The sequence below is a fragment of the Nocardioides gansuensis genome, assembly GCF_003076135.1.
In the GTDB taxonomy this organism is placed as follows: domain Bacteria; phylum Actinomycetota; class Actinomycetes; order Propionibacteriales; family Nocardioidaceae; genus Nocardioides; species Nocardioides gansuensis.
The window spans coordinates 423758-442362 of sequence record NZ_QDGZ01000002.1 but is presented as its reverse complement, the minus strand read 5'-3'; the positions used below and the strand labels follow the sequence as shown (position 1 = coordinate 442362).

Sequence of the window (18605 nt, the reverse complement as noted above, 5' to 3'; positions counted from 1 at the left end):
GGTCAAGCCGGGGCGGTTCGCGGCTAGGCTGCTCCGCCCACCCAGAGCCGAAAGGAGGGTCGATGCCCACCGGTCCTGGGGACGTCTTCGACCTGGTTCGAAGCGGCCGCGCCACCACTCGCGGCGAGATCCTCGACGCCACCGGGCTGTCCCGGATGACCGTGGCGCAGCGGGTGGACGCCCTGCTCGGCGAGGGACTCATCGTCGAGGGGCCCACGGCCGCGGCCACCGGGGGGCGGCGGCCGCGCCGGCTCGAGTTCAACGTCGAGCACTCCCGCGTGCTGACGGTGACCGTGGACACCCAGCACAGCCGCATCGCCCTCACCGATCTCGGCGGGCACATCCTGGCCGAGGACGAGGTCCAGGTCGCCGTGGCGAGCGGTCCCTCGACGACCCTGGCTGCGACAGCGGAGGCCGCCGAGCGCCTGCTCAAGGAGACCGACACCGACCCCTCATCGGTCTGCGGGCTGGGCATGAGCCTCCCGTGTCCCGTCGACCCGGCGACGGGCAGGCCGAGCCAGCCGCCGATGATGCCCGGGTGGGACGGCTACCCCATCGCCGAGCACCTGCAGGGCTCGCTCCCCGGCGTACCCGTGCTCACGTCGAACGACGCCGACGCAGCCGCGGTCGGCGAGCATGCCGCGGACTTCCCCACTGCCCGCGCGCTGTGCCTGGTCAAGGTGGACACGGGCATCGGCACGGGCATCGTGATCGACGGCCGGGTCTACCGCGGGGCGGACGGCGGCTCGGGGGACATCGGCCACGCCAGGCTGCGCGAGCAGCCCGGTGAGGTGTGCCAGTGCGGCGCGATGGACTGCCTGGCGGCGCTCGCCGGCGGCCGCGCCGTGGCCCGGAAGCTCACCGAGCTCGGGATCCCGGCCCGGTCGGGTCACGATGTCGGTGAGCTCCTGGCGCACGGCGACCCCACCGCCGCACGCCTGACCCAGGAGGCGGGCCGGCTCATCGGGGAGGTGATGGCCACGGTGGTGTGCGTGCTCAACCCCGAGGTCGTCGTCGTCGGGGGCGCGTTGGCGTCGGCCCCGCTGCTGGCCGGCATTCGCGAGTCGCTCTACCGCCTGACGCTCCCCCGAGCCACGCGGCATCTCACGCTGCAGCTCGGGTCCCTGGGCAGCGAGGCGGCGATCGTGGGCCTGGCCCGGCTGGTCGTGGACGACCGCTTCTCGGTGGACGCCGTGAATGCCCGCTTCGCCGCGGTCGCTCCGACACGTTGAGACGGGGTCCCGCTCGTCAGGACATTCCGGCCAGCTCGGCCATCCGGGCCAGTCCCCTGTCGAGGTTGCCGCGGAAACGCTCCATCGCTGCGGTCAGCTGAGGGGAGCCGGCCAGCTGCGGCGGGATCCGCGCCGGATTCAGGGCCACCCCGTTGGCCCACGCCTTGATGTCGGCGTTCGAACCGAACGACATCGCGGATCGCGCACCCAGCACCTGCATCCGCGCCCAGCCGGGGGGCGTGTTCGAGTAGGGCGAGGGCGGGCACAGCCGGTTCTTCTCCTCGTCCTCGTCGAAGGTGGCCTCGACGAAGCCGGCCAGCGCGGCGCCGAAGCAGGGGAAGCCGGAGCGGATCGGCTGGAGCGTGATCGCCTCGCTCGCCCAGATCGGCACCAGGGGGCGGTACCGCAGGCCGGGTGCCGCGCAGTGCACGAGCACGGCGTCCCGGGCGATCGGCGCGTCGCCCTCGTCGAGCACCAGCCGCGTCGGCTCGACGTGCCGGATGTGGCCGAGCCGGACGACGTTCTCCAGGGTGCGCAGCCGGTCGAGCTCCCACTCCGCGAGCGTCGGCGCCTTCGCCATCGCCGGAGTCACGGACCGGTCGATGCGGAGCATGATGCCGGCCTCCTCCAGGCGGAGGAACAGGTCGTCCGCCGACACCGACCTGGTGGCGGCCCCCAGGGTGTCCGCGGCCATGCCGATGAAGACGGCCGGATCGGGCTGGACCACGGCGCGGTTGAGCATCCAGGGCTCGCGGGGCCGCACCCAGCGGATCGCGTCCGGATCCACCCCGTTGCCCAGCAGCCAGATGCACGCGTCCGTGGCGGTCTTCCCGGCTCCGATGACCACGTACTGCGACGGCGAGGCCTCGAGCCGGACCAGGTCGTTGACCGGGATGACGTCGACGCCGTCCACGACGCCGAACGGGGCCGGCGTCCCCGAGGGAATCTGGGGCGAGAGGTAACGCGCATCGACGATGCGGGTCCGGTCGCTGACCTCGTAGCGCCGGCCGGAGATCCTCGAGACGAACAGGCCCGCACCGAGATAGCTGCAGCCGGGGTGGAAGGCCACGCGGCCGGAGGCCAGCAGGCGCTCGCTCAGGACGCGCGCGTAGTAGGCACAGATCTCGGGCGCCGTGGCCCTCTCGTGCAGGCCGGCCTCCGGGCCCACCTGCTGCACCTGCCCGCCGCCGAGCAACGTCGACGCGACACCGTAGAAGGCAGACGCCTGGTGCAGGCGGACGAACGGATAGGCATCGAGCCAGTGCCCGCCTGCGCCGTGACGGCGATCGACCAACGCCACGGTGACGTCAGCGTGATCGATGAGCGCGTCGGTGAACGCCATGCCCGCCGCGCCCGCGCCGACCACCAGGTAGTCGGCTTCCACCACCTCGACCACGGCTCATGGTCGTCCCGCTGGACGCGGCAGGTCAACACGTGCCTGCACGGCTAGCAACCCAATCCGGCCACGGGACCGGAGGGGCACCCTGCTCGACCTGGGCGACGACCTCCTGGGTCATCCACTCCCGAAGCGCGCGGAGCTCGGAGTCGGAGGCCAGTGACAGGAGCTCGTCCCGCTCGCACAGGACATCGGCTCGCGCCACCGCGGCGTGCAGCCGTCGGATCAGGACGCTGAACTCGCGGGGCATCGCCATGTCGATGTCCACGTGCTCGAGCCCGTCGAGGAGGGCCTGCTCCGCCGCGCGCCGTCCGGTGAGCCGTGCGTGCGCCGGTGACATGAGCAGCTCGCTGATCTCCGCCGCGACAGCTCGGGCACTCTCGTTGCTGCCCGCGCCGATCAGCTGCAGCTCCCGGACCAGTTCATCGAGGTGGTTGTCCTGTCTCAGGCTCAGGCGCACCGGGCATCGCGCGAGGCGCACGAGGGCCCAGCCCGGGGGCAGCTCGGCGGGCGGTGCGACCGAGTCCTCTGCGTCCTGCCGGGAAGGCGGTCGCACGTCGTTCTCGGCGGCCGGCTCGACCACGTCGGCCCAGACGAGCTTGCCGCGCGGTGTCGCCGCGACTCCCCAGTCTCCCGACACCATGGAGACCAGGGCGAGCCCGCGACCGGTCGTGGCCTGCGCGGCCCAGCCCTGCAGATCGTCCACGTCCTCTGGGTCTTCCGGCTCGCCGGTGACCAGGAGCGGGGGCCTGACCGCCTCGGCACCCACCGGGCCGTCGTCCTCGACGGAGACCCGCACGCCGCGCACGCGATGCTCCATGGCGACGTACATGAACCGGGCTCCCCCGTGCAGCGCGGCGTTGCCGGCCAGCTCGCTGATCACGAGCTCGGCGGCATCCGCCAGCGCCTCGTGGGTGCCGGCCGCCAGGCCGTCGACGACGAAGCGTCGCGCTGCGGGCACGCCCGCGGGGTCCGCCGCCAGACGAACCGCCAGGCGCTTGCTGTGCTCGCGCTCCATTGCGTGCAGACTACTCAGTTCGAGCCATCCAGGACCACCCGGAAGGGTGGCCTGCGAGGTGGGTCCCGGTGGGGCGGCTCAGGCGGGTGCCGGGCGCTCGTCCGTGGGGTGCAGGGCGACCACAGCCGCCAGGATCAGGCCGCCACCCACGAGCGCGGGCCAGGCGAGCCGTTCGCCGAGGAGCAGGGCCGCGAGCAGGGCTGCCGAGACGGGTTCCACGAGGGTGGCCACGGTCGCCGCCGAGCCGGACGTCGTGCGAAGCCCGGCGTACAGGAGCCCGTAGGCCAGCGCCATCGTGGCCACTCCGAGGTAGAGCAGCAGGGCGAGCGAGACCGGGTCAGAGCTCATGACCGGCTCCTCCATTGCCGCCGCGAGACCGAGGAAGGGCAGCAGGGCCACGGCGCCTGCCGCGGTCGCGCAGGTGGTCAGGGCCACTGGGTCGACGCGCTGCGCGAGGGTATGGCCGAGCACCGTCGTCGCCGCGTAGGTGGCGCCCGAGCCGATGGCGAGGAGTGTCCCCAGCCGGGGGTCGCCGCCCGGCGGGGCAGACCCGTGTCCTGCGGTTGCGGTGATCAGCACCAGTCCGGCGAGGGCCGCAGCCAGCACGACGGCCTCGCGCGCCGACGGCAGGCTGCGCGCGAGGGCGTGCTCCCAGACCGAGGCGAGGATGGGTGCGAGCCCGAGGGCGACCACCGTGGCGATACTGACGCCGACGAGCAGCACCGACACGAAGTAGAGGCCCTGGTAGAGGGCGGTGCCGCAGCCCACGAGGACGGCCAGGACGGGGTGGGCGCGCATCGTCTCCCGTACGACGCCTGAGCGCCGGGTCACGACGGCGAACGCGACCAGGGCCAGTGCCGCGAGGGCCATCCGCCACGCGCTGACGGTCATCGCACCGAGGCCGTCGCGCTCGTGGAGCGTGGTGACCACGAGGCCGCCGGTGCCCCACAGCACCCCGGCAGCGCAGACCTGCAGCAGCCCCAGACGCGCGCTCCGACTCCGGGTCTCGATGCTCGCCGGGTTCACGCGGACAAAATAGCGGCGTCGTGACCGGGCACCTGACGTGCCGCCACATGCAGAAAGGGCCGGCGCCAGGCGCCGACCCTCTCTCAGTGTGCTGTGGCTCAGATGACGCGCACGCGCGTCGCCTGCGGGCCCTTGGGGCCCTGAGCTGCCTCGAACTCGACCTTCTGGTTCTCCTCGAGGCTACGGAAGCCCGAGCTCTCGATCTCGGAGAAGTGGACGAAGAGGTCGGGGCCCTCCGCGGGGGAGATGAAGCCGAAGCCCTTCTCCGCGTTGAACCACTTGACGGTTCCCTGTGCCATTTGGTTGCTCCTTACAGGGCAGGTGCGGGTCCACACCGTGCAGACCCGGGCCAGCGATGACGCGACTGGCTCCAGGGACCCTGAAGGACAATTGCGCCCGCAAACGTTCGTTGCGAGCGTGCAAGACACGAACACTCAAAACTGTGACCGCCTCGTACAACGAGAGGCAGCCCGGATTGATTCCCGACGACCCACAATCGCGCCCTGGCGGTCGAACGGTCAGGAATCGAGAAGCACCAAACGACCCACCGCGCCTAGCTTCCTCGAGATGACCTCTCTCGCATCCGTCACCCTCGAGGTGGACGAACCCACCACTGCCCGCCGCTTCTACGCCGACGCCTTCGGCCTCGACGAGCAGCTGAGCCTCCGCGCCTCAGACGCGCCGACGGCCGGGTTCCGCGGCTTCACGCTGTCGCTCGTCGTGGCCCAGCCCGCCAACGTCCGCGCGCTCGTCGACGCGGCGCTCGATGCCGGCGCCACGCCGATCAAGCCCGTCGCCAAGTCCTTCTGGGGATGTGGCGGCACCGTGCAGGCCCCGGACGGCACGATCTGGAAGGTGGCGAGCTCGGCGAAGAAGGACACCAGCCCGGCTAGTCGGAAGATCGACGAGATCGCGCTGCTGCTGGGCGCCGCGGACGTGGCCGAGTCCAAGCGGTTCTACGTCGGCCACGGCTTCGTGGTGGCGAAGAGCTTCGGCCGCAAGTACGTCGAGTTCGAGTCCGCGTCGAGCGCAGTCAAGCTCGCACTCTACGGCCACCGAGCCCTCGCCAAGGACGCCGGCGTGTCCGCAGACGGCACGGGCTCGCACCGCCTCGTCCTCGCGAGCGAGGCCGGGGACCTCACCGACCCCGACGGGTTCGTCTGGGAGTCGGCGTCGCGATGAGCCGGCCCGTGGAGCCGCCTCCCTCGGCCTCAGCCGCACGGCGGCGCCGGGGTGCGTGGTACCAAGGGTGTCGTGCGCGCCCTCACTGATCCCGGCCAGGTCACGCCGATCCAGGACTACGCGCTCATCGGCGACCTCCACACCGGCGCGCTGATCGGCCTGGACGGCTCGATCGACTGGCTGTGCCTGCCGCACTTCGACGACCCGGCCTGCTTCGCCGCGCTGCTGCACGACGAGTCGGCGGGCCGCTGGACGGTGGCGCCCGCCGGGGCCAGCAGGGCGTCGTCGCGTCGCTACGAGGACGACACGCTGGTGCTGCGCACCCGCTGGGAGACCGACGGCGGCGTCGTCGAGGTGGTCGACTTCATGCCGCCCCGGGGCGATGCGGCGGACGTCGTGCGGGTGGTCGAAGGCATCACCGGGCGAGTCCGGATGGAGAGCACGCTGCGGCTGCGGTTCGACTACGGCCGGGTGCGCCCCTGGCTGCGCACCGACGACGACCTCGGCCATCAGGTCTCGGCGATCGCGGGACCGGACGCGGCGTGGATCCGCGCCGACGTGCCGATGCGTCACGAGGACGGCGCCCTGTTGTCGTCGTTCGCCGTCGCCGCAGGCGAACGGGTCGCCTTCGTGCTCACCCACCGGCTCTCGCACCTGTCCAGGCCCGACGCGGTGCAGCCGGTGCAGGCGCTCAAGGAGACACGGGAGTTCTGGCAGGAGTGGATGGCGGGCTGCACCTACGTCGGCCGCTGGCAGGCCGAGGTGCGCCGGTCGCTGTTGTTGCTCAAGGCCCTGACCTTCGCGCCGACGGGAGGGATCGTGGCGGCTGCGACCACCTCGCTGCCCGAGGAGGTCGGCGGGGTCCGCAACTGGGACTACCGCTACTGCTGGGTGCGGGACGCGACCTTCACGCTGCAGGCCCTGATCGGCACCGGTTTCACCGGGGAGGCACAGGCCTGGCGGGAGTGGCTGGTGCGCGCGGTCGCCGGCGACCCGGCGAAGCTCCAGATCATGTATGGCCTCGACGGCACCCAGCGGCTGCCCGAGATGACCCTGGACTGGCTCGACGGCTACGCCGGCTCGAGGCCGGTGCGCATCGGCAACGCAGCTGCCGACCAGCACCAGCTCGACGTCTGGGGCGAGGCGCTCGACGGCCTCCACCTCGGCCGCGAGGCAGGGCTCCAGACCCTCGAGCCGGCCTGGGACCTGCAGCGCGCACTCATCGACTGGCTCACCGACCACTGGCACGAGCCCGACAACGGGCTCTGGGAGATGCGGGGACCGCGGCGGCAGTTCGTGCACTCGAAGGTGATGGCGTGGGCCGGTCTCGACCGAGCCGTCCGCACGGTCGAGAAGCACGGGCTGACCGGCGACGCCGCTGCCTGGCGTGAGCTCGCCGACCGCATCCACGCCGACGTCTGCGAGAAGGGCTACGACCCGCGACGCAACACCTTCACCCAGTTCTACGGCTCCCAAGGCCTCGACGCTGCGCTGCTGCTGATTCCGCGCGTCGGCTTCCTCCCGTGGGACGACCCCCGCGTCGTCGGGACGGTCGAGGCCGTCGCCCGCGAGCTCGACCACGACGGCCTCGTGCGCCGCTACGACACCCAGGCCGACGGGGGCCCGGACGGCCTGCCCGGCGACGAGGCGGCCTTCCTCGCCTGTAGCTTCTGGCTCGTCGATGCGCTGCACGGCATCGGGGAGCGCGATCGGGCCGAGGAGCTCTTCGAGCGGCTGCTTGCCTTGCGCAACGACGTCGGGATGCTGTCCGAGGAGTACGACGCGCGAACAGGCCATCAGCTGGGCAACACGCCGCAGGCGTTCAGCCTGGTCGGGCTGGTCAACACCGCACGGCATCTCAGCCAGACGTCGCCGAGCGACTCCCGGGACACCTGCGGCTGAGCGGAGCGGCCGTCTGGCGTGGCCAGGCGATCAGAACCCGTCGCCCGGCTGGTCGACCTGAGCCGCCATGACAGTGAGCAATGCACCCACGAGCGCGACGACACAGATCAGGATGGCCGCCCGTGCGAGGACGGACTCCCAACCGCCCGATCCAGCCAGGCCTCGCCAGGCCAGCAGCAGTGCCAGGAGGGCCTCCAGCGCGGTCGCCGCGCCCCAGCCTCCGTGGAAGGTCGTCCAGCTGGACCCGAGCGCCGATCCGAGCAGGGCGATCAAACCAACCGTGAGCGGGCTGTCCCCCACTAGGGCCGCGATCGCAAGGGTGAACGCCGCATGCACAGACGGCGGGCGTGAAGAAGCCCGACTCCCTTCCCCCGTTCGCCTCTTGCTGCGCGTGATCGGTGACGCTGTCCTCGGACATGGCTGCTCCCCCTGTGCTGTTTCTGTCCGGGGCACCGTACTCCCCCGGACCAGGTCCTCGGCATGAGCGAGCAACACCTACGGAGTGCCTCAGCTGACGAGGATGTAGTCGATGGTGAGGGCGGGTCTTCGGTGGATGGTCGCGACCGCGGGTGGTCGGGTGCGGTAGCGGTGGCCCGTGGGCACCCTCGTCCCTCGGCGGCTACTCGACCGCCGAGCCGTTCCCGTCGGCGGCTACTCGACCGCCGAGCCGCTCCCGTCGGCGGCATGTAGGCGCTCAGCGCCCTCCCCGGTCAGCTCAGCCGGCGTCAGAGCTCGGCCCCTGCCGTGGAGCAGCAACAGGATCGCCTCCGTCGACGCGCGCACCTCGGGCCCGGTCCCGTGCCGCCATTCGGCGTCCGTGGCGACCAGCGTGATGCCGGCGACCCGCTTGCGGGCGCTGCCGCCGATCACGGTGTTCATCGGCCAGGGGATGGCGAGGGCGGACCTGGCCAACGGCTCGAGGGCGCCCTCCGGTGGGTCGTGGGCGATCCCGAGCGGGCGGCGTACGTCGAGGCCGTGGACGACCGCGTCGGCGAGCGCCGCGACCACCGGCATGCCCACGGGCCTGGCGCCGGACTCGGCGTTGTCCCGCAACTGCTCGAGGATCGCCCTCCGGCCGCGCCTCGACCACTCGACGGCGGAGCTGGCGATCATCCGGTTCATCGAGAAGCCGTTGCGGACGAGTCGCCCCGTCGCAGGCAGGGGACGCAGGACAGGGGCCCAGGCGACGTGCGCGGCGACGTCGAGCACCCGCCACGCGTCGCACAGGGAGGGGGCAAGCCACTGCTCGGCCGAGAGCGACTCGAGCGTGTCGATGAACGCGAGGCGTTCGGCGCGGACCAGGTCGGCGACGGCGGGGGTCATCGGTCCTCCTGAGGGATCCATTCGAAGGTGTCGAGCAAGGCGGCCAGGCGTGCGGCCGGGTCGAAGCCGGGGTCGGGCATGGCAAGCTCGTGGAGCACCAGCCCGGTGACGAAGTTGGCGACGATGTCGGTGTCTCGCTCGGGGTGACGGGATCCGGCTGCGCGGAGGAGGTCGGCTGCCCAGGCGTTGACCTGTGCGCCTGCCCCGAGGAGCGTGTCGCGGAGCTCGGGCCGCTGGGCCGTCTCGACGAGGAGCGCGTAGCGGGCGAGGGTGGCGGCCCGCTCCTCCCCCGTCGCCGCGCGCGCAAAGGACGCGAACATCGCGACCAGGTCGCGCCGGTCGCGCACCGGCGCCTCCAGGGCGGCTTCGGCGCTCGCCCGCTCGCGCTCGACGAAGCGCCCCACCAGACCGGCGAGGAGGGCCTCGCGTGTGCGGAAGTGGTTGGACGTGGACCCGGGCGGGACCCCGGCCGCGGCGTCCACCGCCCGATGGGTGAGCCCGCGCATCCCGTCCGTGCCGACGAGGTCGAGGGCCCTGTCGAGCAGAAGGGTGCGGCGGTCCGTCACCCCAAGAACACTACGCCTGTAGTGCTGCCTGCGTCAGCCGGTGACGGGGCGGTTCTCGAACGGCGTGGAGAGCACGATCGTGGTGCGCGTCGACACGTTCGCCGCCATCCGGATCCGGGCCAGCAGGTCCTCGAGGTCGCGGGGCGTCGGGACCCGGATCTTGAGGATGTAGGACTCCTCCCCCGCGACCGACCAGCACGACTCGATCTCCGGGATGTCCTTGACCTTCTCCGGGTAGTCGTCGGGCGCGGCGGGGTCGATCGGCGTGATCGAGATGAACGCCGTCAGCGGCAGACCCACCTGCTCGTGATCGATCGTCGCGCCGTAGCCCTGGATCAGGCCGCGCTGCTCGAGCCGCTTGACTCTCTGGTGCACCGCAGAGGTCGAGAGGCCCGTCGCCTTGCCGAGGTCGGTGTAGGACATCCGCCCGTCCGAGGCGAGCAGCGACAGGATGTGCCGGTCGAGGTCCTCCACGTCAGGCTTCGTCATGGCGGAAGACTAGTCGGCTGGACGGGCTCCGGACGGGGGCGCCGACTCCACGAGACGGGCGGCCGAGGCTCGACGTGTGCGAGGCCACGTGACACATTGTGGTCGTGGAGAAGGAGGCGTCGCTCTACGCGTCGGTGGGAGGCCTCGAGGGGCTACGCCGACTGAGCCAGCGCTTCTATGAGCTGGTGCAGTCGGACGAGGTGCTGGCATCCGTCTTCGCCACCTTTCCCCCCGATCACGTCGAGCACGTGGCCGTCTGGCTCGGGGAGGTCTTCGGAGGGCCTCCAGGGTTCACCGAACACTACGGCGGCCACCAGGCACTGCTCGCCAGCCATCTCGGGCTCCACATCCGCGACGAGCAGAGGATCCGCTGGCTCGCGCTCATGTCCAGGGCCATCGATGAGATCCTGCCCGGGCGGCCGGCGCTGCACAGGGTGCTGATGGCCTACTTCGACTGGGGCACCCGGATCGCCCAGCAGGTGTCCCAGCAGCCGTCCGGCACGGACCTCGGCGACCCGGGACCCACTCCCCGGTGGGATCGGGAGGGGCTCGTCAGGGAGGCCTGAGCCGGGCCGTTGGTTCGTCGCCCTACGCACCGCCGGTCCGTGACAGCGACTCCACGAGACGCACGGCCGACGAGCCGAGGTCCCACTTCTCGTCGAGGGCCACCACCGCGCCGGGGTCGGCTGGGGTGAGCGGGCGGGTCAGGTCGGGAGACCCGAGGTCGAGATCGCGGCGTACGGCGACCACGCGAGGCGCGACGGCGAGGTAGTCGAGCGCGGCCTTGATCTTGCCGCGGGGGCCGGGGCCCATGTCCGACCCCGGGTCCTGGGCAGCCGCCACGATGCCGTCGACGTCGCCGAAGCGGGCGAGCAGGGTGGCGGCCGTCTTCTCGCCGATCCCGGCGACGCCGGGCAGGCCGTCGGAGTTGTCGCCGCGCAGGGTCGCGAAGTCGGCGTACTGCCGGGCGTCGATGCCGTACTTCGCGCGCACCCATGCGTTGTCGACGCGCTCGTGGCGGCCGACGCCGCGGGCGGTGTACAGCACCCGCACCTGCGCCTCGTCGTCGACCAGCTGGAACAGGTCCCGGTCGCCGGTGACGATGTCGACGGGCATGCCGGCGTCGGTGGCCAGCGACCCGATGACGTCGTCCGCCTCCATCTGGTCGTGGCCGACGATCGGGATGCCGAAGGCCTCCAGCACGGCCACGATGATGGGGATCTGGGCCTCGAGCGGGTCGGGCACCTCCTCGACGTCCGGCGCCGGCCCGGGCACGACTTGCTCGACGCGGTGCGCCTTGTAGGACGGGATCAGGTCGACGCGCCACTGCGGCCGCCAGTCGTCGTCCCAGCAGCAGGCGAGGTGGCTCGGGTCGTACTCCCCGACCAGCCGGCTGATGAAGTCCATCAGCCCGCGCACGGCGTTGACCGGGGTGCCGTCGGGGGCGCGCATGGAGTCGGGGACCCCGAAGTAGGCACGGAAGTAGAGCGAGGCCGTGTCGAGGAGGAGCAGCCGCTGGTCGGTCATGGCAGCAGGGTTCCACATCGCTTGACCTCAAGTGGACTTCAACCGGCACGGTGTGGCCATGCACGCGATCAGACTTCACGAGTTCGGCCCACCGGAGCACCTCCGCATCGAGGAGCTCCCCGACCTGGCACCGGCCACCGGCCAGGTGCGCATCGCCGTCGAGGCGAGCGGCGTCCACCTCCTCGACACCACCCTGCGGCAGGGGCTTCCGGGACCGATGCCGCCACCCGAGCTGCCGACCGTGCCGGGCCGGGAGGTGGCCGGGACGGTCGACCTGGTCGGCGAGGGCGTCGACCCTGCGTGGCTCGGGCGGCCGGTCGTCGCCCATCTCGGCATGGTGCCGGGTGGGTACGCCGAGCAGGCGGTCACGTCGGTCGACAACCTGATCCCCCGGGACGGCCTCGACGCCGCCGCGGCGGTCGCGCTGGTCGGCACCGGTCGCACGGCCGTCGCCGTGCTCGAGGCCGCGGCCATCACGGCGGACGACACCGTCCTCGTGCCGGCTGCGGCCGGCGGCATCGGCTGGCTGGCGGTGCAGGCGGCGAGGTCCCACGGCGCCCGGGTCATCGCCGCCGCCCGGGGAGCCGAGAAGACCGCGCGGCTCAAGGAGCTGGAGCCCGACCAGGTCCTCGACTACGCCGACCCAGGCTGGGCCGAGCTCGTCGACCAGCGGCCGTCGGTCGTGCTCGACGGTGTCGGCGGCGGGATCGGGCGTCAGTCGCTGGAGCTGCTCCAGCCCGGGGGCCGGATGGTGATGTTCGGCTACTCCTCCGGCACGCCGACCGCCTTCACGACCGACGACGTCGTCTCGCGCAGCCTCAGCGTCTCGTGGACCCTCGGCCCGCGGATCATGCAGCGGCCGGGCGGGCCCAAGGCGCTCGCCCGACGGGCCGTCGAGCACGCGGTCGCGGGCGACTGGGCGCCGCTGGTCACGGCGTACCCGCTCGCCGAGGCGGCCCGAGCCCATCGCGACCTCGAGGAGCGCCGCACGCTCGGCAAGGTCGTGCTGCTCAGTCGGTGAGGCCGGAGTAGGCCACCACGCCGCGCTTGAGCAGCCTGACGCACTCGCGGGCGGTCGCGCGCAGCGGCGAGTCGCCGGCGGCGTCGGCCACCTGGCCGGCCAGGTCGAGCAGCTGCTTGACCCAGCGCACGAAGTCGCCGGCGGCCAGGTCGGTCGCCCCGAGCACCGTGTCGAGCTCGTCGCCCTCGGCCCAGCGCCACGCCGCCCAGGTGAAGCCCAGGTCCGGCTCGCGCAGGAAGTCGAGCCTGTGGTCCTTCTCGAGCGCGTCGAGCTGTCCCCACAGCCGCACCATGTCGCCGAGCACGGCCTGCACGCGCCCGCCCGGCACCTTCGGCGGGGAGGCGTCGTCGGCGCGCCGGGCCTCGAAGGCGAGCGCGGAGAGCACCGCGGCGAGCTCCGCGGCCGTCAGGTCGTCCCACAGCCCCTCGCGCATCGACTCGGCGGCGACCAGGTCGAGCTCGGAGTAGATCCGCTTGAGGTGCCGGCCCCGCTCCGTGACCTTGTCCCCGTCGAGGTAGCCCAGCGCCGTCAGCACGTCGCACACGCGGTCGAAGGTGCGGGCGACGGTGTTGGTGCGGGACTCCACCCGGCGCTTCAGCGTCTCGGAGTCTCGGTGCAGCTTGTGCCAGCGCTCCGCCCAGCGGGCGTGGTCCTCGCGCTCGGGGCAGGCGTGGCAGGGATGAGCCTTGAGCTCGCGGCGCAGCGCGGCGATCTGGCGCTCGGTGGCGGAGTCGGTGGGGTCGTCCGACGTACGCCGCGGCGCGTGCGCCGACATCCCGTGGGTCTTCGCGACGAGTGCCTGGGCGAGGTCGCGGCGCATCTGCGGGTTGCGCCCGTTGAAGTTCTTCGGGATGCGGATCCGGGCCAGCGACTCGACCGGCACCGGGAAGTCCATCGGCGCCAGCCGGCGCGCCTGGCGGTCCGCCGTCACGACGTAGGGCCTCGGCTCGTGGCCGGTGTTGCCGGGGTCGACGACCACGGCGAAGCCGGCGAACTTGCCGGTCGGGACGAGGATCACGTCGCCGATCCTGAGGCGGTCCAGCGACTCCATCGCCGCCTCGCGGCGGTCTGCCCGGCGGCTGCGGGACGCGGCCTTCTCGGCGTCGGAGATGCGGCGCCGGAGATCGGCATAGTCCATGAAGTCGCCGAGGTGGCACTGGGCCGCCTGGGCGTAGCCCTCCAGCGCGCTCTCCGCCTTGTGCAGCTGGCGGGCGAGCCCGACCACGGCCTTGTCGGCCTGGAACTGGGCGAACGACTGCTCCAGCAGCTCGCGGGAGCGCTCGCGGCCGAACTGCTCCACGAGGTTGACCGCCATGTTGTAGGACGGCCGGAAGGACGAGCGGAGCGGATAGGTGCGGGTGGAGGCCAGTCCGGCGACCTCGCGGGGGTCCATGCCGGGCTGCCAGAGCACCACTCCATGGCCCTCGACGTCGAGCCCGCGACGGCCGGCGCGACCGGTCAGCTGGGTGTACTCCCCCGGCGTCAGGTTGGCGTGGGACTCGCCGTTCCACTTCGAGAGCTTCTCGATGACCACCGTGCGGGCCGGCATGTTGATGCCGAGGGCCAGCGTCTCCGTGGCGAAGACCACCTTGACCAGGCCGCGCACGAACAGCTCCTCCACGACCTGCTTGAAGGTCGGCAGCATGCCGGCGTGGTGCGAGGCGACGCCGCGCGTCAGCCCGTCGAGGAACTCGTGGTAGCCCAGCACGTGCAGGTCGTCGTCCGGCAGGTGCCGGCATCGCTCCTCGACATACTGGTAGATCGTGTCGCGCTCCTCGGGGCGGGTGAGCCGCACGTTGGCCGACAGGCACTGGGTCACGGCGGCGTCGCAGCCCACCCGGCTGAAGATGAAGACGATGGCCGGCAGCAGCTGCTCGCGCTCGAGCCGGTCGATCACCTCGACCCGGCTGGGGATCCAGACCCGGCGGCCGTTGCCGACCGAGCGCGGGTTCTTCGAGGAGCCTGGCTTGCCCTTGCGGGGCGAGCGGCGGTCGCGCATCAGCCGGGCGCTCGCGAAGTCGTCGCGCGCGACCCGCAGCAGCTCACCGTTGACCGGCGCACCCTCCTTGACGAAGCCGGCACTGGCGTCGACGTCGGACGAGGCGAACAGGTCGTAGAGGCGCCTGCCGACCATCACGTGCTGGAAGAGCGGCACCGGCCGGCGCTCCTCGACGATGGTGGTCGTCTCCCCGCGCACGGTGGCCAGCCACTCGCCGAACTCCTCGGCATTGGAGACGGTCGCGGACAGCGAGACCAGGGTCACCGACTCCGGCAGGTGGATGATCACCTCCTCCCAGACCGCGCCGCGCATCCGGTCGGCGAGGTAGTGCACCTCGTCCATCACCACGAAGCCGAGGCCCAGCAGGGTGCGCGACCCGGCGTAGAGCATGTTGCGGAGCACCTCGGTCGTCATCACCACGATCGGCGCGTCGCCGTTGACGACGTTGTCGCCGGTCAGGAGGCCGACCTTCTCGGGTCCGTAGCGGGCGACGAGGTCGTTGAACTTCTGGTTCGAGAGCGCCTTGATCGGCGTGGTGTAGAAGCACTTGCGCCCGGTCGCGAGGGCGAGGTGGATCGCGAACTCGCCCACGATCGTCTTGCCCGATCCGGTGGGCGCGGCCACCAGCACGCCGCGGCCGTCCTCGATCTCCTTGCAGGCACGCACCTGGAAGTCGTCGAGCGGGAAGTCGTAGAGGCCCTCGAACTCCTTGAAGACGGGGTGCTTGCGGTCGCGGGAGTACGCCGCGTACTTCTGCGCCGGGCTGAGGTCCTCGGTCACGCCAGCACCTCCAGGGCGCCGGGAACGCACTCGACCGTGACCGGCAGCTCCGCGAACCTCTCGCCATCGGCGTACGACACGACCCCTGGCGCTGCCACGGTGACGCGTCGGACGCGGTGGTGCTCGTACTCGGGCTCACTCGTGTGGGTGCCGGAGAACAGCTTCGGGTAGGTGCGCAGCAGCTTCGTCTTGCTCATCTCCTTGATGATGACCACGTCGAGGTAGCCGTCGTCCAGCAGTGCGCCCTCGGTGATCCGCAGCCCCCCGCCGAAGGACGGGCCGTTGCCGACTGCGACGAGCATGGCCTGCACGCGCCGCGAGGCGCCGTCGAGGTCGAGGGTGTAGGGCAGCGGGCGGAACGTGCGCAGCTCGGCGGCCGTGGCCAGGTTGTAGCGCATCTGGCCCCGGGGCCAGGTCATCGAGTTGGCGCGCTCGTTGACGAGCGCGTCGAAGCCGGCTGCCAGCACGGTCACGAACCACTTCGACCCGCTGCGGGCGAGGTCGATGGTGCGGGTGCGGGAGGCGATCACGCGGTCGGCGGCGGCGACCGCGTCCTTGCGCGGGAGGCCGAGGTTGCGCGCCACGTCGTTGCCGGTGCCCGAGGGGATGATCCCGAGGGGGATGCCGGTCGTCGCCACGGCCTGCACGGCCAGGTGCACCAGCCCGTCACCACCGCAGACGACGAGCGCGTCCACACCGTCGGCCACGCACGCGTGGGCGAGGTCGAGCGCCTCGTCGGCGTCCCGGCCCTCCAGGTTGCGGACCGTGAAGCCGGCGTCGCGGAGCCGACCCACCGCCAGGTCCCGGTGCCGGGCTCCCCTGCCCTTGCCCGAGGTCGGGTTGGTCAGCAGCGCGATCTCCCGGCCCATGCGCCGACCCTAGCGCCGGATAGGTTCGACGCATGCCGCCCGACCCGCAACGCGCCGTCCGCCAGCTGCTGCAGCTCCCGCTCTGGACCGCCTTCGACATCGACGGCGAGGGCAGGGTGCTCGCCGGCTCGGACGAGCCCGGCAGCATGCAGCTCGTCGAGCTGGCCCCCGACGGCTCGCGCACCCAGCTCACCGATCTGCCCTCCCCCTGCTCGGGCCGCTACGTCCCGGGCCGCCGGCTCGTCGTCGTGCAGCACGACCAGGGCGGCGACGAGAAGCACCAGCTCTCGCTGCTCGACCTCGGCGAGCCGCTCGGACGGCCGGCCACCCCGGACGACCTCACGCCCCTCGTCGCGGACCCGGCGCACATGAATCCGCTTCTCGACGTCACCGCCACGGCGGTCGTCTACTCCACCAACCGCCGCAACGAGGTCGACATGGACGTCGTCGTCCGCGACCTCGCCACCGGTGACGAGTCCGTCGTGTACGACGAGGGCGGCTACGTCGTGGGGTCCCACGTCTCGCACGACCTGACCCGGGTCGCGACGACGCGGCTGACACTGCTGCCCAACTCCACCGCCGTGAGCGTGTCGGGACCCGACGGCACGCGGGACGTCACCGACGTAGGCGAGCACGCGTGGCACGAGAGCCTGGGCTTCACCGACGACGACACCGGCGTGGTGCTCGCCAGCAACCACGACCGCGACCACTGCGCCCTCGTCCAGGTGACCGACGGCGCGTGGACGACGCTCGTGGAGGACGGGGACCACGATGTGGCCGGCTGGCTCTCGCCGGACGGCCGGTCGATCGCGGCGGCGACCCGCGTCGACGGCGTGGACAAGCTCGGCATCCACGAGGCCGACGGCCGGCTGCGGTGCCGCGTCGACGTGCCTGAGGACGGAGTGGTCGGTGTCGTGTGGGCGGCCGACGGCGGCCGGCTGGTGGTCGTCACCTCCCGGCCCACCGACCCGGGCTCGCTCCACTGCGTCGACGCGGCCACCGGGGAGGCCATGCTCCTCGTCGACGCTCGCGAGGCGCTCCCCGCCGACCTGCGCGACGTTCTGTCGAGCCCACGGGTGCTGCGCTGCCCGACGCCGGACGGCGAGCAGGTCCCCTGCTTCGTCTACCCACCCCACCCCGACGCCGACCCGGCCCTCGCGGGGGCCAGCGTCGTCGTCGTGCACGGCGGACCGGAGTCCACCGCCCCGCGCAGCTTCGGACCGATGACCCAGGCGATGTGCGCGGCCGGCCTCACCGTCCTCGTCCCCAACGTCCGCGGGTCGACCGGCTTCGGCAAGCGGTGGTACTCCCTCGACGACGTCGAGCTGCGCCTGGACTCGGTCGCCGACCTCGCCGCGCTGCACGCGTGGCTGCCGACGCTGGGCCTGGACCAGGAGCGCTCCGTGCTCTGGGGCGGCTCCTACGGTGGCTACATGGTGCTGGCCGGCCTCACGATGCAGCCCGGCCTCTGGGCAGCCGGCGTCGACGTCGTCGGCATCTCGTCGCTGGTGACGTTCCTGGAGAACACGTCCGACTACCGGCGCGCGGTGCGGGAGCGGGAGTACGGCACCCTCGCGGACCACCGCGACTTCCTGGTCGCCGCCTCCCCGATCACCCACCTCGACGCCATGCGGGCGCCGCTGTTCGTCATCCACGGCGCCAACGACCCCCGGGTGCCGCTCTCCGAGGCCGAGCAGATCAAGGCCGCCCTGGACGTCAAGGGGATCGAGTGCGTGCTCAAGGTCTACGGCGACGAGGGCCACGGCCTGGCCCGCCGGCCCAACCGCCTCGACGCCTACACCAGCGCCTTGACCTGGGTGGTGCGGCAGGTGGCGAGGGACTAGCGCGGCTTGCGGGGCAGCTCCCGACCGATCCGCAGGAGTGCGGCGTAGCGGTCCGGCGACGCCCCGACGGCCTTGGCCAGCCGGCTCAGCGCGTCGATCACCCGGTCGGCGTCGAAGCGGGTGCCCGGCACTGCCAGCGTCAGCCGCTCGGCGTACTCCTCACAGGCGAGGTGGCCGAGCAGCACCTGGCCGTGCCGCCACGCCTGGTGGGCACGGGCGCGGGAGTCGTCGTCGGTGACCGGCGCGGGGTAGGCCTCGTCCACGGCGAGCAGGTCGCACGGGAGCGGCTGCTCGCCGGCGGCGACCAGGGTGCCCTGCACATGGTGGCCGGTGCGCAGCCCTGCCGCCGACTCCCAGACCACGTCGGCGGTGCCGAGCCAGTCGGGGAGGTCGAACGGGTCGACGTCGGTCAGGGTCGGGATGTCCACGGC

At 72.3% G+C, this 18605-nt stretch carries 18 protein-coding genes; 6 read left to right on the top strand and 12 right to left on the bottom strand.

All coding sequences use genetic code 11. From position 1 onward, the window contains the following. Positions 1–62: 62 nt before the first annotated feature. A complete protein-coding gene (locus tag DDE18_RS06390; RefSeq protein WP_116571388.1) occupies positions 63–1232 on the top strand; it encodes an ROK family transcriptional regulator in 1170 nt (389 codons plus the stop codon). A 16-nt stretch (positions 1233–1248) separates the two neighbouring features. Here the strand turns inward: DDE18_RS06390 and DDE18_RS06385 are convergent, their stop codons facing one another. From DDE18_RS06385 to DDE18_RS06370, 4 genes are all read right to left on the bottom strand, one after another. Further along, positions 1249–2628, bottom strand: coding sequence for an NAD(P)-binding protein (locus DDE18_RS06385; protein WP_116571387.1), 1380 nt, complete (start codon positions 2626–2628; stop codon positions 1249–1251). 31 nt (positions 2629–2659) lie between these two features. Further along, on the bottom strand, positions 2660–3646 hold the full coding sequence (locus DDE18_RS06380) for an ATP-binding protein (protein ID WP_116571386.1): 987 nt from the start codon (positions 3644–3646) through the stop codon (positions 2660–2662). A 78-nt stretch (positions 3647–3724) separates the two neighbouring features. Beyond that, a complete protein-coding gene (locus DDE18_RS06375) occupies positions 3725–4672 on the bottom strand; it encodes a DMT family transporter (protein WP_245916476.1) in 948 nt (315 codons plus the stop codon). A 98-nt stretch (positions 4673–4770) separates the two neighbouring features. Beyond that, positions 4771–4971 carry a cold-shock protein gene (locus DDE18_RS06370; protein ID WP_116571385.1) on the bottom strand — a complete coding sequence of 67 codons (201 nt, stop codon included), beginning with the start codon at positions 4969–4971 and terminating at the stop codon, positions 4771–4773. Between the two features lie 268 nt (positions 4972–5239). Here DDE18_RS06370 and DDE18_RS06365 point away from each other — a divergent pair, with 268 nt between their 5' ends. Together DDE18_RS06365 and DDE18_RS06360 are read left to right on the top strand one after the other, a co-directional pair. Continuing rightward, entirely contained in the window at positions 5240–5854 is a 615-nt protein-coding gene (locus DDE18_RS06365; protein ID WP_116571384.1) for a VOC family protein, read from the top strand. Between the two features lie 72 nt (positions 5855–5926). Further along, positions 5927–7756 carry a glycoside hydrolase family 15 protein gene (locus DDE18_RS06360; protein WP_116571383.1) on the top strand — a complete coding sequence of 610 codons (1830 nt, stop codon included), beginning with the start codon at positions 5927–5929 and terminating at the stop codon, positions 7754–7756. Between the two features lie 30 nt (positions 7757–7786). Here the strand turns inward: DDE18_RS06360 and DDE18_RS06355 are convergent, their stop codons facing one another. The 4 genes from DDE18_RS06355 to DDE18_RS06340 form a co-directional block, all read right to left on the bottom strand. Next, a complete protein-coding gene (locus tag DDE18_RS06355) occupies positions 7787–8029 on the bottom strand; it encodes a hypothetical protein (RefSeq protein WP_133241175.1) in 243 nt (80 codons plus the stop codon). A gap of 378 nt (positions 8030–8407) precedes the next feature. Further along, a complete protein-coding gene (locus tag DDE18_RS06350) occupies positions 8408–9079 on the bottom strand; it encodes a maleylpyruvate isomerase family mycothiol-dependent enzyme (RefSeq protein ID WP_165821060.1) in 672 nt (223 codons plus the stop codon). Then, on the bottom strand, positions 9076–9645 hold the full coding sequence (locus DDE18_RS06345; protein ID WP_116571380.1) for a TetR/AcrR family transcriptional regulator: 570 nt from the start codon (positions 9643–9645) through the stop codon (positions 9076–9078). Before DDE18_RS06345 ends, DDE18_RS06350 begins: the two co-directional genes overlap by 4 nt. A gap of 33 nt (positions 9646–9678) precedes the next feature. Beyond that, positions 9679–10134: an Lrp/AsnC family transcriptional regulator gene (locus DDE18_RS06340; RefSeq protein WP_116571379.1), complete on the bottom strand. Its 456-nt coding sequence runs from the start codon at positions 10132–10134 to the stop codon at positions 9679–9681. A 104-nt stretch (positions 10135–10238) separates the two neighbouring features. Between DDE18_RS06340 and DDE18_RS06335 the strand changes: the two genes are divergently transcribed. Next, positions 10239–10700 carry a group II truncated hemoglobin gene (locus DDE18_RS06335; RefSeq protein WP_116571530.1) on the top strand — a complete coding sequence of 154 codons (462 nt, stop codon included), beginning with the start codon at positions 10239–10241 and terminating at the stop codon, positions 10698–10700. 22 nt (positions 10701–10722) lie between these two features. Here the strand turns inward: DDE18_RS06335 and DDE18_RS06330 are convergent, their stop codons facing one another. Further along, a complete protein-coding gene (locus DDE18_RS06330; protein ID WP_116571378.1) occupies positions 10723–11661 on the bottom strand; it encodes a 5'-3' exonuclease in 939 nt (312 codons plus the stop codon). A 58-nt stretch (positions 11662–11719) separates the two neighbouring features. Here DDE18_RS06330 and DDE18_RS06325 point away from each other — a divergent pair, with 58 nt between their 5' ends. Beyond that, the gene (locus DDE18_RS06325; RefSeq protein WP_116571529.1) at positions 11720–12682 is read left to right on the top strand and encodes a zinc-binding dehydrogenase; all 963 of its coding nucleotides are present in this window, start codon (positions 11720–11722) and stop codon (positions 12680–12682) included. Here DDE18_RS06325 and DDE18_RS06320 read toward each other — a convergent pair. Next, entirely contained in the window at positions 12672–15461 is a 2790-nt protein-coding gene (locus tag DDE18_RS06320) for a DEAD/DEAH box helicase (RefSeq protein ID WP_116571377.1), read from the bottom strand. The two genes, DDE18_RS06325 and DDE18_RS06320, sit on opposite strands and share 11 nt — an antisense overlap. Beyond that, a complete protein-coding gene (locus tag DDE18_RS06315) occupies positions 15458–16330 on the bottom strand; it encodes a diacylglycerol kinase (RefSeq protein ID WP_116571376.1) in 873 nt (290 codons plus the stop codon). The genes DDE18_RS06320 and DDE18_RS06315 overlap by 4 nt, the downstream gene beginning before the upstream one ends. Positions 16331–16362: 32 nt before the next feature. Between DDE18_RS06315 and DDE18_RS06310 the strand changes: the two genes are divergently transcribed. Beyond that, positions 16363–18174: a S9 family peptidase gene (locus tag DDE18_RS06310; RefSeq protein WP_116571375.1), complete on the top strand. Its 1812-nt coding sequence runs from the start codon at positions 16363–16365 to the stop codon at positions 18172–18174. Here DDE18_RS06310 and DDE18_RS06305 read toward each other — a convergent pair. Then, the gene (locus DDE18_RS06305) at positions 18171–18602 is read right to left on the bottom strand and encodes a hypothetical protein (protein ID WP_116571374.1); all 432 of its coding nucleotides are present in this window, start codon (positions 18600–18602) and stop codon (positions 18171–18173) included. The genes DDE18_RS06310 and DDE18_RS06305 overlap by 4 nt on opposite strands. Positions 18603–18605 lie beyond the last annotated feature (3 nt).